Below are 14,558 nucleotides of genomic sequence, written 5' to 3'. Positions count from 1 at the left end.
TGCCGCCGATATAGGTGGTCTCGCGTCTCATCCAAGAAGGGCGGCCTGCACCTCCCGTCCCCAACCGAGGTAGAGCGTGCCGTCCGCCTCGATGAGCGGCCGCTTCATCACGGCAGGATACGCGGCGATGAGCGGCAGCGGCGCGTCCGCGCGCGCCTCCTCGCTCAAACCGCGCCATGTCGCCGATTGCCGGTTGACCAGCGCCGCCCCGAACCGCGCCAGTGCCGCCTGTGCCACGTCTTCGGGCAACCCCTCGGCCCGCACGTCGTGCAGCCTTGCCCTGGGCAAGGATTTCAATGCCTTGCGGCAGGTATCGCAGGTTTTTATCCCGTAGACGATCATCGGCTCGCTCCTTCGCGTCTGCCGTCTTAGCGCGCCAGATCGGGGCCGTCACGGAGTTTCGCTTGATTTTTACATTGACAATGCAATCATCGGCCTGTGCCGGATGTCGGCATATGGCCCGGCATACTTCCGGGGACGCGAAGACGAAGACGAAGGAGAACGGAATGCCGACAGGCACCGTGAAGTGGTTCAACACCACGAAAGGTTACGGCTTTATCGCCCCGGACGACGGCGGTAAGGACGTGTTCGTGCATATCTCGGCGGTGGAGCGTTCGGGGCTCACCGGCCTTGCCGACAACCAGAAGGTCGGCTACGAGCTGCAGGATGGCCGGGATGGACGCCAGATGGCGGGCGATCTGACGCTGCTCTGAAAGCCACGGGCGTTCCGTGCCCGGCAGATCGTCTTTGGACGAGGCTCAGTCGCAGCCCTTCATCCCGGGCAGACACTCGTCATACCGCACGCGCGCACTCCGGATGCGCGTGGCAGGATGCTGTTTCGCCTGCTGATAGCTTTGCGCCCGGTTCGGCTCTCCACAGCAGATCACGCCGTTGATCGAGACCGGCTGCAACCCGGCGGGGCAGTAATTCGCCGTCCCCTCGTAGGCATAGATACCCGGCCCGTCGGCGAGGGCCGGCCCCCCGAGCACGGCGAGCGCAAGCGCCGCGACAACTCCTGTCCTGTGAAATTGCATGTCAAACCCCCACATCGGTAATCACGCGGCCGATGGTAAGAGATGCACGGACCCTGTCAATTTCTTTCACCGGAAACAACGCGTTCCCCGCCATGAAGGACGCCGGAGCCGGAGCAGAAAGGGAGGTGGAGCGGGCGACGGGAATCGAACCCGTATCATCAGCTTGGAAGGCTGAGGTCTTACCATTACACAACGCCCGCAGCGACCCTGCGTGTAGAACAGCGCGCCGCGCGGGTCAAGCCGCTGACAGCGCCACTCAGTAGGCTTGTGCCTTGCGCAGCCGCGTCTGCCGCCCTTCCTCGGCGATGGCCCCGCCCAGCGTGGTCACCCCCTTGTCGCTCAACAGCGCCAGCATCCGCACGAACACCTCTGCCGTGGCCACCGTATCGCCCATCGCGGTGTGCCGCGCCTGCGGCGGGATATGCACGCCGAACCGGTCGCACAGCGCATCCAGCGTGTGCTGCCCGGTATGGGCAAACAGTCCCGCCGACATCAGCACCGTGCACAGCACCGGGTTGTCGAAATGCCGCCCGATCGCCTGCTCCTTGAGCCGCAGGAAGGCCAGGTCGAACGGCGCGTTATGCGCCACCAGCACCGCACCGCGACAGAAATCGTGGAATCGCCGCCCCGCCTCGGAGATATCGGGCGCATCCGTCACCATCGCGTCTGTGATGTGGTGGACGCGGGTTGACGCGGGCGGGATTGGCCGGCCCGGGTTCACCAGCGTCTCAAAGCTCTCGCCGCGCAGAATGCGGCCGTTGACGATGCGCAATCCTGCAATCTGCACGATCTCGTCGCCGCCGCGCGGCGACAGGCCGGTGGTCTCGGTGTCGAACACGACGAAGTTCAGATCGGACAGCGGCGTGTCGGCCAGATCGCCGCCGGGTGCGGCGGGCAGGTCGAAATCGTAGAACTCGGGCCGCGCGTCGCCGGGGGCGAGCGGCGCGGCGGCAGCGGCGAGGGGCAGCACCACGCGATAGCCCTCCTTGCCGGTTTCGGGCCATATCTCGGTCTGGTGCGCGGCCAGCGCGTCGCGCCCCGAGTAATCGCCATAGGCCGCCGACAGCGGCGCCTTTAGCCAGCCGGTCAACTCTCCGTCGCCCACCGCCGCGCCCGTCCAGCCGAGGAGGAGGCGGATCTCGGCCCCGTCCCGCTCTGCCGCGAGGGTAAAGCCCGCGCGTTTGCCATCCTCGGCAAGGTGCCGCAGGATCACCGACAAGAGCGTGGTGACAGCAAAACCGTCACAACTCAGCATCGCGTCGCTATGCGTGATGCGGATATCCGCGCCGCCCTGCGCGCGCACCCCGTCAAAGACGTGGTTGACCGCCACCGGCGACATCGGCCAGCGGCGCGACTTGATCGCGGCGTGGCGGGCGCTCAGGTCGTCAAGGCAGGCAAAGAGCCGGGTCACCTCGTCCTCGATGCCCTGCCGCATCTTCGCGCGTTCCTCGGGGGCGAGATCGTCCACCGATTGCAGCACCTCCAGCAGCGCGCCGATGGTGCCCGCCGGGCGGCGCACCCCCTCCATCAGCGTCGTGAACAGGTGATCGTGGGCGGCGTGCGCGCTCAGGTCCTCGGTCGCGTCGCGGAAAATCAGGACATGGCCCGAGAGTTCCTCGTCCGACAGGATCGGGCTGACGCGACCCAACAGAAAGCGCGTGCCGTCGGCAGAGGCGGCAAGAAAGGTCTCGGCGCCGATCTCGCCACGAATGCGGGCCTCCTGCATCCGTGCGAGCGCGTTCATCACCGGCTCGGGCCGCAGGAATGCCGAGAGCGGGCGATCGAGCCCGATATCGCCCAGCAACTCCTGCGCCATGCGGTTGTAGAGCATCACGCGGTTGTCTGGCGTGGCCACCACCGCCCCCTCGCCCAGGTCACGGAACAGCGCCTCGAACAGCGCCTTTTCGCGGGCGATGCGGGCGGTCTCGCGCTCGACCGCGCGCTGCCGCGCGGCGCGCGCCTCCGAGAGCGCGGCGTTGATCGCGTTGGCGGCAGGGGCAAGCGTGCCGAGATGGCGGGCCTGATCCTGATCGATCTGCAGATCCACGTCGGCGCGGGCGCGGGTGGTCAGGTCCGAGGCGAGCGCGAGGATCGGCTTGGCGACGTTCTCATCGAACAAGAGCCCGATCCACGCCGCAAGCCCCAGCACACCCAGCCCGGACACTAGCCCCGCAATCACGTAGCCGTCGGGCGGCCCGCCCGCGCGCATATGACCAAGGACCAGCGCCCCCGCGATCAGCGCCACGCCCCCCAATCCGAGCGCGGCGAAGAAGAGCGCAAAGCGCAACCGGAGGCCAAGCCGCTCGGTTAACCGCTCGATCATGGCGCGTCCTCCGCAAGAAGCGCGTGAATCTGCGCCGTGAGATCGGCCGTGGCAAAGGGCTTGGTCATGAAGGCGTCGGCACCTACGGCCAGCCCCTTGCGGCGCTCCACCTCGGCGCCACTCGCGGTAATCATGAGAACCTTGATGCCCGCGAGCGCCGCGTCGCTCCGGATCATCTGACAGATCTCGTAACCTGAGCGTTCCGGCAGCATCACGTCGAGCACCACTAGGTCGGGGCACTCCTCGGCCAGCGCGTCGAGCGCGGCATTGCCCGTCGCCACCCTGCGCAGCCGGTAGCCCGCGCGCCCGATCAGGTAGCCGAGCGCCAGCGCGATGTTGTCTTCGTCCTCGACGAGCAGAACGGATTTTTGCGACATTGCGGGCCTCCTCTCCCGGTCATGCCTGCCCAATCATGCCAGGCTCAATCATGGCTGGCACAGCGCCTCCATCAGCGGATCGTCCGCATCCGCGCTCCGCCACGCGGCCTTGGACGGGTCGGCGAGCGCCGCCTCGCTCACGTCGGCGCGCGCCTGACCCTCACAATCCATCAGTTGCGGACGCTTGGCCGGGGGCGTCCAGCGGGCGAAAAAGTAGAGGTCGACCAGCAGGATGTCCGGCGCCTCTTGGTTGGTCTGCACGCTTGAGCGGTCTAGCGCCATGATCCGCGTGGTCTGCGGCACGAGATATGTCCACGGCTTCCAGAGCTTGCTTTCCTCGACCGTGACCAGAACGTCCACCCCCTCGGGCAGGCTCTCGACGGTGCGCGTGGCCCATGTGTATTCCGACCAGACCGTGTAGCCCAGCATCGCGGCCCCCGCCGCCACCGGCACGGCCCAGCGCGGCAGGCGCCCACCGGTGAGGTGACCGGCGATGAGCGCGAGCCCGGCGGCGGCGATCCCGGCGGCGAAGGTGGCAATGAGTTCAAAGAACATGGGTCATCCTCTCGCTCCGCGCGACTGCCCGAGGGCCGATTGCATCGTCTTGACCACCATGAAGGCGTCGCGCAGGTGATTGCGTTCCAAATCCGACAGATCGGACGGGTTCATGAAATTGTCCGGGCCATGGCCGCCCGCGATCTGTGCCGCCTGATGGCGCAGCCGCGTCTCGGCGATGAGGTCATAGGCGTCCAGCAGGTCATGCGCCCCGCTGTCCGAGATCACGCCGCTCGCGCGCGCGCCCTCGATCCGGTCGCGGGTGCCCGCCTCTTCCAACGACCCCAGCAGCGCGTAGATGCGTCCCAGGTCGACCACCGGCACCACGCCGGAATGCTTGAGGTCGATGGTGTTCTTGTGCTCGCCCGACCGGATAAGAGCAAACCCCCGGAAGAGACCCAGCGGCACGGTATGCTTGAGTGCGTTGGAGATCATGTGCGCCACGAAGATCGAGTTCTTTTTCGCCTGCCCCAGCACCTCGGCCTGAAGGTTCTCGAACAGCGCCGTCTCACCGGCGATGGCGCGCAGGTCGAACATGACCGAGGCGAGCATCTGTGCCTCGTTGTCTGGCTGCGCGATCCAGCCCGCGAAATACGCGCGCCACACCCGGCGCGGCTGCCGCCAGCGCGGGTTGGTCGCCATCATGTCGCCGGGGCAATAGAAGAAGCCGCACGTATCCAGCCCATCGCTGACGAACTTGGCCAGCGCCGCGAAATAGGCGTCGTGGCTCTCCGGGACAAAGGCGTCATCGAGGATAAGGCAATTGTCCTGATCGCTGATGCCGGTCTGCTCGCGCCGCCCCTGGCTGCCACACGCGGCCCAGAGATACGGCACGGGCGGGGGCCCCAGCCGCACCTCTGCCAGCCGCAATAGGCGGCGCGTTATCGCATCGGTGATGTCGGTGATCCGGCGGGTGATCGAGGCGGGTTTGACCCCTGCCTGCACCAGTTGCGCCAGCAGGCCCGGCACCCGCTCCATCACGTGTGCCATGTCCTGCGCGCCTTCGGCATGTGCGATGTCCGCGACCATGTGGCTCGCGGTGGCGGCCTGCTGGCGGAAAAGGTCGGTCTTGCCGATCATCCCCACGACGCGGCCCGCCTGCGCCACCGGCAGGTGATTGACCTTGAGCTCCGACAACAGCATCAGCGCATCGAGGCCCAGCTGCCCCGGCGCGATGGTCACCGGGTCGGGTGTCATGACCTGCGCCACCTTGATCTTGCCGTCCAGCCCCTCGGCCAGGACCTTGTTGGTCAGGTCGTGCGCGGTGATGATCCCGGCCAGCCGGTCATCCTCCATCACCACGACCGAGGAAATCACGTGATCGCGCATCAGCCGCGCCACCTCGGAAATGGTGGCACTCGGCGCGCAGGTGACGGGATGTTGCGCCATCAGGTCAGAGACCTGGAGCGCGGTGAGGCCGGTGGCGTAGGGTCCGCTGTCGGCCGGGTCGGTAGGCCGTGCGCGCGCGAACCAACGGGCGATGCCGTCACAACTCTCCATAAGGTCCAGGAAATGCGCCGTGGGGACCAGGATCACGCGCGCGGGCTCGGACGTCCGGGCCGTCAGTTGCGCGGTGCCGTCGCGCAACAGGCCGCGTTCACCCATTATGTCGCCGGGGCCGCGATGCGAGACGAGGTCATTGGCCCCGGTCTGGATATCGAAGGCCCCCGACACAACCACGTAAAGCCCCCTGAGCGCGGCGCCCTTGGCAAAGAGCGTCTCGCCTTTCGCCAGTTCGACCAGGTCGAGGTCCGGCGCGAGCCGCGCGCGCATCTCGTCCGTCAGCGCGTCGAATGGCGCCTGCGCACACAGCGTGTCGATCAGGGCGGGGTCGGTCTGGCGCATCGCCGGGCCTTTCTGGGGAAGTATCTGAAAACAGTCTAAAAGCGCCCGTGATAGCCGTAAATACCGGCGGGCGGAAATCGACAGGGGCGGCCATCGCCGCCCCTGCCATGTTCGCTCAGTGATCGACAGCCGCTGCCGCGCCTCTGGGCACGCGCACGCTTTCGACCAGGTCCTCGATCTCTTGCGGGATCGGGGCCGTCATCTTCGACACGGTGAAGGCCACCGCGAAGTTGATCATAGCACCCACCGCCCCGAAGGAGGTCGACTTGATCGTGCCAAGCAGCGGATCGGCGTCGGTGAAGCTGTTGGTGTCGGGGATGAAGAACCATCCCTTGTGCAGGAAGATGTAGATCAGCGTCACCGCGAGACCCGCGATCATGCCGGCCACAGCGCCCTTGTTGTTCACCTTGGTAAAGATGCCCATCATCAGCGCCGGGAAGATCGACGCCGCCGCGAGGCCAAAGGCCAGCGCCACGGTCTGCGCGGCAAAGCCCGGCGGGTTGAGGCCCAGATAGGTCGCGACGAGGATTGCCGCCGCCATCGCGATACGCGCCGACAGAAGCTCGCCCTTCTCCGAAATCCTCGGGTTGAGCTGCCCCTTGATCAGGTCGTGGCTGACCGCCGATGAAATGGCCAGCAGAAGACCGGCAGCGGTCGACAGCGCGGCGGCAAGACCACCGGCAGCGACCAGACCGATCACCCAGCCCGGCAGGTTGGCGATCTCGGGGTTGGCCAGCACGAGGATGTCGCGGTTGAAGTTGGTCAGCTCGTTGCCTTCCCACCCATTGGCGGCAGCCTTTTCCTGCATCTCGGCGTTCTTGTCGTTGTAGTACTGGATACGCCCGTCGCCGTTCTTGTCTTCCCAGCCCAGCAGGCCGGTCTTCTGCCATGTGGCCATCCAGTCATACTTGGGATCGGCATCGATCTGCTCGACGGAAACCGCCTGCGCATCGGTGCCATTGGGCCACATCAACTCGGTGATGTTGAGCCGTGCCATCGCACCCACAGCCGGGGCCGTGAGGTAGAGCAGCGCGATGAAGACCAGCGCCCAGCCCGCCGACCAGCGGGCATCTGCCACGCGGGGAACGGTGAAGAAGCGCATGATCACATGCGGCAGACCGGCGGTGCCGATCATCAGCGACAGGGTAAAGAGCACCATGTTGAACGTATCGCCATGATGGGCGGTATACTCGTTGAAGCCCAGTTCGCGCACGATCTGGTCGAGCTTGGCCAGAAGTGGCTCGCCACTTGCGACATGATCGCCGAAGAGACCCAGCGCCGGGATCGGGTTGCCCGTCAGTTGCAGCGAGATAAAGATCGCCGGAATGGTATAGGCCATGATGAGCACGACATATTGCGCCACCTGCGTATAGGTCACGCCCTTCATGCCGCCGAACACCGCGTAAGCAAAGACCACACAGGCACCGATCAGCAGACCGGCGGTGTTGCTGATCTCGAGGAACCGGCCAAAGGCCACGCCAACACCGGTCATCTGACCGATCACATAGGTCAGCGACGCCACGATCAGGCAGATCACCGCCACCATGCGCGCGGTCGGGCTATAGAACCGGTCGCCGATGAACTCGGACACCGTGAACTTGCCGAACTTGCGCAGGTAGGGGGCCAGCAGCAGCGCCAGCAGCACGTAACCGCCCGTCCAGCCCATCAGGAAGGTCGAGTTGTCATAGCCGGTAAAGGCGATCAGGCCCGCCATCGAGATGAAGCTTGCGGCCGACATCCAGTCAGCAGCGGTGGCCATGCCGTTGGTGACGGGGTGAACACCCCGGCCAGCCGCATAGAATTCAGAGGTCGATCCGGCGCGTGCCCAGATCGCGATGCCGATATAGAGCGCGAAGGATGCGCCCACGAACAGCAGGTTGAGTGTAAACTGATCCATTGTTCCCGGCTCCCTTATTCTTCACCGACGCCGTGTTCGGCATCGAGCTTGTTCATCCGCCAGGCGTAGAAGAAGATCAGCGCCAGAAAGACCAGGATCGAGCCTTGCTGCGCGAACCAGAACCCAAGGTCGGTGCCGCCCACGGCGATCCCCGACAGCATGGGGCGCAACAGAATGCCGAACCCGAACGAGACCAGGGCCCAGATCACCAGGCTCCAGAGAATGATGCGCACATTGGTTTTCCAATATGCCTTTGCAGCTTCCTTGTCGGACAAAGCGTGTCCTCCCTTTGTCAAAGGTTTCCTCCTGCCCGGGCCGGGACCATCCCGGCGCGGGCGTTCCCTTACGCGACGGCCTCTCGGACCACCGCGGTCAGTGCTTGGGCCACGGCGTCGATATCGCGCATGGCATCGACGCGGGCGAGCACGCCCTTGCCGTCGTAATAGTCGATGAGCGGGGCGGTCTGCGCGTGGTAGGCGCGCAGGCGGCTCTCCACCGTCTCGGCATTGTCATCGGCGCGGCGGGTCATCTCCGTGCCGCCGCACTTGTCGCAGGTGCCGTCCACGGCGGGGGTCTTGAACGTGTCGTGATACCCCTCGCCGCAGCCCGCGCAGGTGAAACGCCCAGAAATGCGCGTCACCATCGCGGCATCGTCCACCTCGAGGCTGATCGCGGCGCGGATGTCTGCGCCCATGTCCTCCATCAGCCCATCCAGCGCCTCGGCCTGTACCGTGGTGCGCGGAAAGCCGTCGAGAATGACGCCATTCGCGCAGTCGGGCTCGGCCAGCCGGTCGCGCAGGATGGCGATGACGATCTCGTCCGAGACCAGATCGCCCGCCTCCATCACCGCCTTGGCCTGAAGCCCCGCCTCCGTGCCCGCCTCGACGGCGGCGCGCAGAAGATCGCCGGTAGAGAGCTGAACTAGCCCAAAGCTGTCTTCCAGCATGCGCGCCTGCGTGCCCTTGCCCGCACCCGGCGGCCCGAGCAGGACAAGGTTGACGGCGGTCCGGGATGTCTTGGTTCCGTCCATTGTCACAGCCCCCTCACGCGCTGGCACGGTTGGCGATGAGATCATCGACCACCGACGGATCGGCCAGCGTCGAGGTGTCGCCAAGGCTGTCAAAGTCGTTCTCGGCGATCTTGCGCAGGATGCGGCGCATGATCTTGCCCGAGCGCGTCTTGGGCAGGCCCGGCGCCCATTGAATCACGTCCGGTTTGGCGATCGGTCCGATTTCCTGCCGCACCCAATTGGCAAGCTGCGTGCGCAGCTCGTCCGTGGCCTCGACCCCGTCCATCAGGGTGACGTAGCAATAGATGCCCTGCCCCTTGATGTCGTGCGGATAGCCGACCACGGCGGCCTCGCTGACGGCGGAATGCGCAACCAGCGCGCTTTCGACCTCGGCGGTGCCCATCCGGTGCCCCGAGACGTTGATCACGTCATCGACACGACCGGTGATCCAGTAATCGCCGTCCGCGTCCCGGCGGCAGCCGTCGCCGGAGAAATAGTAGCCCTTGAACATCTCGAAATAGGTCGAGACGAACCGCTTGTGATCGCCCCAGACGGTGCGCATCTGTCCGGGCCAGCTATCCTTGAGCGCCAGAACGCCCTCGGTCGCCCCCTCCAACTCGTTGCCCTGATCGTCGAGCACGACGGGGGCCACGCCAAAGAACGGCTTGGTGGCCGAGCCGGGCTTGGGATCGGTCACGACGCCGGGCAGCGGCGTGATGAGGATACCGCCGGTCTCGGTCTGCCACCATGTATCGACGATGGGGCAGCGGCCCTTGCCGACATTCTCGTTGTACCAGTTCCACGCCTCGGGGTTGATCGGCTCGCCGACCGAGCCGAGGATGCGCAGACTGCTCAGGTCACTGCCCTCGACCGGGCCGGTGCCCTTGCCCATCAACGCGCGGATGGCGGTGGGGGCGGTGTAGAATTGCGTGACCTTGTGGCGTTCACAGACCTGCCAGAAGCGTCCGGCATCGGGATAGGTCGGCACGCCCTCGAACATGAGCGTGGTAGCCCCGTTGGCGAGCGGGCCGTAGACGATATAGCTGTGGCCGGTCACCCAGCCCACATCGGCGGTGCACCAGTAGATGTCGCCGGGATGGTAATCAAAGATGTACTCATGCGTCATCGACGCGTAGGTGAGATACCCCCCAGTGGTATGCACCACGCCCTTGGGCATGCCGGTGGAGCCAGAGGTATAGAGGATAAAGAGCGGGTCCTCGGCATTCATCTCCTCGGGCGGGCAATCGGTGCTGACCTTGTCGGCCTCTTCATGCCACCAGAAATCCAGTCCCGCGCGCCACGCCACCTGATCGCCGGTGCGCTTGACCACGAGGCACTTCACATCGTCGGTGTCATGCAACAGGGCCTGGTTGACGTTGTCCTTGAGCTTGGTCTTGCGCCCACCGCGCGGCGCGTGATCGGCGGTGATCACCAGCTTGGCGTCGCAGCCATTGATCCGCGCGCCCAGCGCATCAGGCGAAAATCCCGCGAAAACGATCGAGTGGATGGCGCCGATGCGGGCACAGGCCAGCATCGCATAGGCCGCCTCGGGGATCATCGGCAGGTAGATCACCACCCGGTCGCCCTTCTCAACGCCCAGGCCTTTCAGGACATTCGCCATCTTGCAGACCTGCGCGTGCAACTCGGCGTACGTGATGTGCAGCGCCTCGTCGGTGGGCTCGTCGGGCTCCCAGATGATGGCGGTCTGATCGCCGCGCTCCGCCAGATGCCGGTCGATGCAGTTGGCGGCGACGTTGAGCGTGCCGTCCTCGAACCACTTGATCGAGACGTTGTCATAGGCGAACGATGTGTTCTTCACCTTGGTGTAGGGCTTGATCCAGTCAAGCCGCTTGCCGTGCTCGCCCCAGAACCCCTCCGGGTCGCGAATCGATTCGGCATACATGCGCGCATAGTTTTCGGCATCGATGTGAAATCCGCTTTCCCCAACGGCAACTACACTCTTGTCCATAACGGGTTGTCCTCCATCCCTTGTGTGTTCGTGCGTCGTGGTCACGCACCGAAACGTCTCCCGGGATGGAGATACAACAAAATCGGTAAAAAATTAACGTTGGGGAAATTATCTAGGAAAATCATGTGAAAATATGGACGTTTGCGAATGGCTGTTTGTAAATTACTTTACTATTTCAAAATTCTGTGGGCCGTGCGCTCGATGTCGGACTGGCAAGAAAGCTGTCTCGCCTCCACCGCGTCAAGTCGTGACAGGGCCCATGCAACGTCCCCGCCGCTCTCGGCAAGCGCCCGCCGCCACAACCGCTGTGCGGAGCGCACCGACCAAGGCAACGCCGCCTGCGGATGATCGGGCCAGCACACCTCGGGAACCGCCGCCCAACACGGACCCAGCAGTCCTACCTTGCCCAGCTCCCTTGATCCCGCGGCCAAAGCGCACAATTGTGAGCCAACCCGCCACGGAGACCCGATGCCCTACGCCCATTCCGACAAGACGCCCCCCGTCCTCGCCAACCCCGCGCCCGAAGTGCGGGAGCGCGACAAGCTCGAGGGCGGCAAGCGCTTCGTCATGCACACCGAGTACGAGCCGGCGGGCGACCAGCCCACGGCCATTGCGGAACTGAGCGAGGGCGTGCGTGACGGCGAGCGCGACCAGGTCCTGCTCGGGGCCACCGGCACAGGCAAGACCTTCACCATGGGCAAGGTCATCGAAGAGACACAGCGCCCCGCCATCATCCTCGCCCCCAACAAGACGCTGGCCGCCCAGCTCTATGGCGAGTTCAGGGGCTTCTTTCCCGAGAACGCTGTGGAATACTTCGTCAGCTTCTACGACTACTACCAACCCGAGGCCTACGTGCCGCGCTCGGACACCTTCATCGAGAAGGAAAGTCAGATCAACGAACAGATCGACCGGATGCGCCACTCGGCCACCCGCGCTTTGCTCGAACGCGACGACGTCATCATCGTGGCCTCGGTCTCGTGCATCTACGGCATCGGCAGCGTCGAAACCTATGGCGCGATGACCCAGGACCTGGTCGTGGGCCGCGAGTATGACCAGCGCCAGATCATGGCCGACCTCGTGGCGCAGCAATACAAGCGCAACGACCAGGCGTTCCAGCGCGGCTCCTTCCGGGTGCGCGGCGACAGCCTGGAAATCTTCCCCGCCCACCTCGAGGATCGCGCGTGGCGGCTGTCGTTCTTCGGCGAGGAACTGGAGAGCATCACCGAATTCGACCCGCTGACCGGGGAAAAAACCGACAGCTTCGACAAGATCCGCGTCTACGCCAATTCGCATTACGTGACGCCAAAGCCGACGATGCAGCAGGCCATCATCGGGATAAAGAAGGAGCTGCGCCAGCGGCTGGATCAGCTCGTCGGCGAGGGAAAGCTGCTGGAGGCGCAGCGGCTGGAGCAGCGCACGCAATTCGACCTCGAGATGCTCGAGGCCACCGGCGTCTGCAACGGGATCGAGAACTATTCGCGCTACCTCACCGGCCGCGCGCCGGGCGAGCCGCCCCCCACCCTCTTCGAGTTCATCCCCGACAACGCCATCGTCTTCGCCGACGAGAGCCACGTCTCGGTCCCGCAGATCGGCGGCATGTACAAGGGCGACTACCGGCGCAAGTTCACGCTGGCCGAGCACGGCTTCCGTCTGCCCTCCTGCATGGACAACCGACCGCTGAAGTTCGAGGAGTGGAACGCGATGCGCCCGCAATCCGTCTTTGTCTCGGCCACCCCGGCGGCATGGGAGATGGAGCAGACCGGCGGCGTCTTCACCGAGCAGGTGATCCGCCCCACTGGCCTTATCGACCCACAGATCGAAATCCGCCCCGTCGAGACACAGGTCGACGATCTGCTCGACGAGGTGCGCCGCGTGGCCGAGGCAGGCTATCGCACGCTCTGCACCACGCTGACCAAGCGCATGGCCGAGGACCTGACCGAATACCTGCACGAACAGGGCATCCGCGTGCGCTACATGCATTCCGACATCGACACCATCGAGCGGATCGAGATCCTGCGCGACCTGCGCCTCGGCGCCTTCGACGTGCTGGTGGGGATCAACCTCTTGCGCGAGGGACTGGATATCCCCGAATGCGGGCTCGTCGCCATTCTCGATGCGGACAAGGAGGGCTTCCTGCGCTCGGAAACCTCGCTCATCCAGACCATCGGGCGCGCGGCACGCAACGCCGATGGCCGGGTCATCATGTATGCCGACCGCATCACCGGCTCGATGCAGCGCGCCATCGACGAGACCGACCGCCGCCGCGCCAAGCAGCTCGCCTATAACGAGGAACACGGCATCACCCCCGCCACGATCCGCAAGAATGTCGAGGACGTGTTGCAGGGCCTCTACAAGGGCGACGTGGACATGAACCGCGTGACCGCGAAGGTCGACAAGCCGCTGGCGGGCGCGAACCTGCAAGCGGTGCTCGAAGGGCTGCGCGCGGACATGCGCAAGGCCGCCGAGAACCTGGAATTCGAAGAGGCCGCGCGCCTGCGCGACGAGGTCAAGCGGCTGGAAGCGGTGGATCTGGCCGTGGCGGACGATCCGCTGGCCCGGCAGCAGGCGGTGGAGAAGGCAAGCGAGGCCGCCGTCGGCTCGCGCGGGCGCTCAACAGCGGGACGACCGGGGCAGCATGGGGGGAATGTGAAGCGGCGGAAAAAGGGCTAGCGGCGCATATCCGCGCGGCCTATATTCTGCGTATGGATACCCGCCTTCAAACCCTGATGGAACGCGCCGACGCCAGCCTTGATGCGCCCTCACGCGCCACGCTGGCCGAGATCGTGGACGGCTTCATCGCCACCCATGCGGGTGCGCCGGACTTCACCGAAGACGAACGCGCCCACCTGCGCCGGATCGACGGCGAGCCTTTCACGCCCGCCGACAGCGAGGCCGTCGCCGCCCTTTTCGCGCGGCGTGGCTGATCCGCTCTGGTCCGCCCGCGCGCTGGCCAGCCTGACCGCACAAGACGACTATCTCCGCCCCCTCAATCCCGCCGCCGCCGATGCCGTGCTGTCCGAGATCGCGCGCCTTGTGGCGCTCATTGCGGATTTCCCGGAAATGGGCCGCCGCATCGACGGCACCGGCCTGCGCTACCACGTCACCGCGCGCTACCGGTATCGGGTGATCTACAGGGTGCGGGGGGATCGGGTTGAGATTGTCGAGGTCTTGCACCCGAGGCGGGGGTGAGGGAGAGTAAAGCGCGTGGTCAGTCAACGGCGTTGCGGTCGGGGCAGCGTGGGAGAATGTGAAGGGCGGGGGCGGTGATGGCTTCTATGTTTGTGTATCAAGAAGGATCCCATTTTATAAGCTGTCTCCAGTTGGTTGACCAAAATCTACGGCAAAAACAAAAAGATGAAACGAACTTGAGATGGATAATAGTTGCTCTGCATGACGCGTTATATGCGCTCTTGATTGAAAAACTAAGGAAAGTCTGAACAACGCCTTCTGCTGCGCCGACGCGCCGATGTGAGGGCCATGCCGGGCATCAGGCAGCTTGTTTCCAGCGGCTTTCGGGCTGCTTCGGCCGCTCGGTTGGTGGACAGGCCA

At 65.2% G+C, this 14,558-nt stretch carries 16 protein-coding genes and 1 tRNA gene; 4 read left to right on the top strand and 13 right to left on the bottom strand.

The window, feature by feature from the left end:
* Positions 1-27 precede the first annotated feature (27 nt).
* Positions 28-342: an ArsC/Spx/MgsR family protein gene (locus tag C6W92_RS08080; protein ID WP_129432494.1), complete on the bottom strand. Its 315-nt coding sequence runs from the start codon at positions 340-342 to the stop codon at positions 28-30.
* 164 nt (positions 343-506) lie between these two features.
* Between C6W92_RS08080 and C6W92_RS08075 the strand changes: the two genes are divergently transcribed.
* Positions 507-713, top strand: a complete 207-nt coding sequence (locus tag C6W92_RS08075; protein ID WP_129432493.1) for a cold-shock protein — start codon at positions 507-509, stop codon at positions 711-713.
* Positions 714-758: 45 nt separating this feature from the next.
* On the opposite strand, the gene C6W92_RS08070 is transcribed toward C6W92_RS08075, so the two are convergent.
* The 11 genes from C6W92_RS08070 to C6W92_RS17960 all read right to left on the bottom strand — a co-directional run bounded on the left by C6W92_RS08070 (position 759) and on the right by C6W92_RS17960 (position 11,371).
* Complete coding sequence (locus C6W92_RS08070) at positions 759-1,034, bottom strand: hypothetical protein (protein ID WP_129432492.1); 276 nt, start codon at positions 1,032-1,034, stop codon at positions 759-761.
* A gap of 126 nt (positions 1,035-1,160) precedes the next feature.
* Positions 1,161-1,234, bottom strand: a tRNA-Gly gene (locus tag C6W92_RS08065).
* A gap of 56 nt (positions 1,235-1,290) precedes the next feature.
* Positions 1,291-3,357: an exonuclease domain-containing protein gene (locus C6W92_RS08060; RefSeq protein WP_129432491.1), complete on the bottom strand. Its 2,067-nt coding sequence runs from the start codon at positions 3,355-3,357 to the stop codon at positions 1,291-1,293.
* Positions 3,354-3,734 (bottom strand): response regulator, encoded by a 381-nt coding sequence (locus C6W92_RS08055; protein WP_129432490.1) that lies wholly within the window; start codon positions 3,732-3,734, stop codon positions 3,354-3,356. Before C6W92_RS08055 ends, C6W92_RS08060 begins: the two co-directional genes overlap by 4 nt.
* Positions 3,735-3,782: 48 nt before the next feature.
* Positions 3,783-4,289 (bottom strand): hypothetical protein, encoded by a 507-nt coding sequence (locus C6W92_RS08050; RefSeq protein ID WP_129432489.1) that lies wholly within the window; start codon positions 4,287-4,289, stop codon positions 3,783-3,785.
* Positions 4,290-4,292: 3 nt separating this feature from the next.
* Positions 4,293-6,134 carry a DUF294 nucleotidyltransferase-like domain-containing protein gene (locus C6W92_RS08045; protein ID WP_129432488.1) on the bottom strand — a complete coding sequence of 614 codons (1,842 nt, stop codon included), beginning with the start codon at positions 6,132-6,134 and terminating at the stop codon, positions 4,293-4,295.
* 115 nt (positions 6,135-6,249) lie between these two features.
* Positions 6,250-8,031 (bottom strand): sodium:solute symporter family protein, encoded by a 1,782-nt coding sequence (locus C6W92_RS08040; protein WP_129432487.1) that lies wholly within the window; start codon positions 8,029-8,031, stop codon positions 6,250-6,252.
* Positions 8,032-8,045: 14 nt separating this feature from the next.
* Positions 8,046-8,306, bottom strand: coding sequence for a DUF4212 domain-containing protein (locus C6W92_RS08035; protein WP_050662583.1), 261 nt, complete (start codon positions 8,304-8,306; stop codon positions 8,046-8,048).
* A gap of 68 nt (positions 8,307-8,374) precedes the next feature.
* On the bottom strand, positions 8,375-9,061 hold the full coding sequence (locus tag C6W92_RS08030; protein ID WP_129432486.1) for an adenylate kinase: 687 nt from the start codon (positions 9,059-9,061) through the stop codon (positions 8,375-8,377).
* Positions 9,062-9,074: 13 nt separating this feature from the next.
* Positions 9,075-11,009, bottom strand: coding sequence for an acetate--CoA ligase (gene acs / locus C6W92_RS08025; protein WP_129432485.1), 1,935 nt, complete (start codon positions 11,007-11,009; stop codon positions 9,075-9,077).
* Between the two features lie 170 nt (positions 11,010-11,179).
* Positions 11,180-11,371 carry a DUF6525 family protein gene (locus tag C6W92_RS17960; RefSeq protein WP_129432484.1) on the bottom strand — a complete coding sequence of 64 codons (192 nt, stop codon included), beginning with the start codon at positions 11,369-11,371 and terminating at the stop codon, positions 11,180-11,182.
* Between the two features lie 106 nt (positions 11,372-11,477).
* Between C6W92_RS17960 and uvrB the strand changes: the two genes are divergently transcribed.
* From uvrB to C6W92_RS17650, 3 genes are read left to right on the top strand one after another with little or no spacing between them, the layout of a single operon-like run.
* Positions 11,478-13,679 (top strand): excinuclease ABC subunit UvrB, encoded by a 2,202-nt coding sequence (uvrB, locus tag C6W92_RS08015; RefSeq protein WP_129432483.1) that lies wholly within the window; start codon positions 11,478-11,480, stop codon positions 13,677-13,679.
* Positions 13,680-13,735: 56 nt separating this feature from the next.
* Entirely contained in the window at positions 13,736-13,933 is a 198-nt protein-coding gene (locus C6W92_RS17655) for a hypothetical protein (protein WP_164989195.1), read from the top strand.
* Entirely contained in the window at positions 13,926-14,198 is a 273-nt protein-coding gene (locus tag C6W92_RS17650; RefSeq protein ID WP_164989194.1) for a type II toxin-antitoxin system RelE/ParE family toxin, read from the top strand. The genes C6W92_RS17655 and C6W92_RS17650 overlap by 8 nt, the downstream gene beginning before the upstream one ends.
* Before the next feature lie 114 nt (positions 14,199-14,312).
* On the opposite strand, the gene C6W92_RS17840 is transcribed toward C6W92_RS17650, so the two are convergent.
* Positions 14,313-14,558, bottom strand: a 246-nt coding sequence (locus tag C6W92_RS17840) for a hypothetical protein (protein ID WP_206735516.1), incomplete at its 5' end; no start/stop codon positions are given.

The sequence above is a fragment of the Roseovarius sp. A46 genome (assembly GCF_004126395.1).
Classification (GTDB): Bacteria; Pseudomonadota; Alphaproteobacteria; order Rhodobacterales; family Rhodobacteraceae; genus Roseovarius; species Roseovarius nitratireducens.
The sequence above is the reverse complement of the archived record's forward strand: the minus strand, read 5'-3'. Positions and strand labels throughout refer to the sequence as shown.

What these genes read in the sequence shown, in the direction of transcription:
- C6W92_RS08080 (WP_129432494.1), bottom strand. Translation starts at nt 342, where the DNA reads ATGATCGTCTACGGGATAAAAACCTGCGATACCTGCCGCAAGGCATTG.
- C6W92_RS08075 (WP_129432493.1), top strand. Translation starts at nt 507, where the DNA reads ATGCCGACAGGCACCGTGAAGTGGTTCAACACCACGAAAGGTTACGGC.
- C6W92_RS08070 (WP_129432492.1), bottom strand. Translation starts at nt 1,034, where the DNA reads ATGCAATTTCACAGGACAGGAGTTGTCGCGGCGCTTGCGCTCGCCGTG.
- C6W92_RS08060 (WP_129432491.1), bottom strand. Translation starts at nt 3,357, where the DNA reads ATGATCGAGCGGTTAACCGAGCGGCTTGGCCTCCGGTTGCGCTTTGCG.
- C6W92_RS08055 (WP_129432490.1), bottom strand. Translation starts at nt 3,734, where the DNA reads ATGTCGCAAAAATCCGTTCTGCTCGTCGAGGACGAAGACAACATCGCG.
- C6W92_RS08050 (WP_129432489.1), bottom strand. Translation starts at nt 4,289, where the DNA reads ATGTTCTTTGAACTCATTGCCACCTTCGCCGCCGGGATCGCCGCCGCC.
- C6W92_RS08045 (WP_129432488.1), bottom strand. Translation starts at nt 6,134, where the DNA reads ATGCGCCAGACCGACCCCGCCCTGATCGACACGCTGTGTGCGCAGGCG.
- C6W92_RS08040 (WP_129432487.1), bottom strand. Translation starts at nt 8,031, where the DNA reads ATGGATCAGTTTACACTCAACCTGCTGTTCGTGGGCGCATCCTTCGCG.
- C6W92_RS08030 (WP_129432486.1), bottom strand. Translation starts at nt 9,061, where the DNA reads ATGGACGGAACCAAGACATCCCGGACCGCCGTCAACCTTGTCCTGCTC.
- acs (WP_129432485.1), bottom strand. Translation starts at nt 11,009, where the DNA reads ATGGACAAGAGTGTAGTTGCCGTTGGGGAAAGCGGATTTCACATCGAT.
- uvrB (WP_129432483.1), top strand. Translation starts at nt 11,478, where the DNA reads ATGCCCTACGCCCATTCCGACAAGACGCCCCCCGTCCTCGCCAACCCC.
- C6W92_RS17655 (WP_164989195.1), top strand. Translation starts at nt 13,736, where the DNA reads ATGGAACGCGCCGACGCCAGCCTTGATGCGCCCTCACGCGCCACGCTG.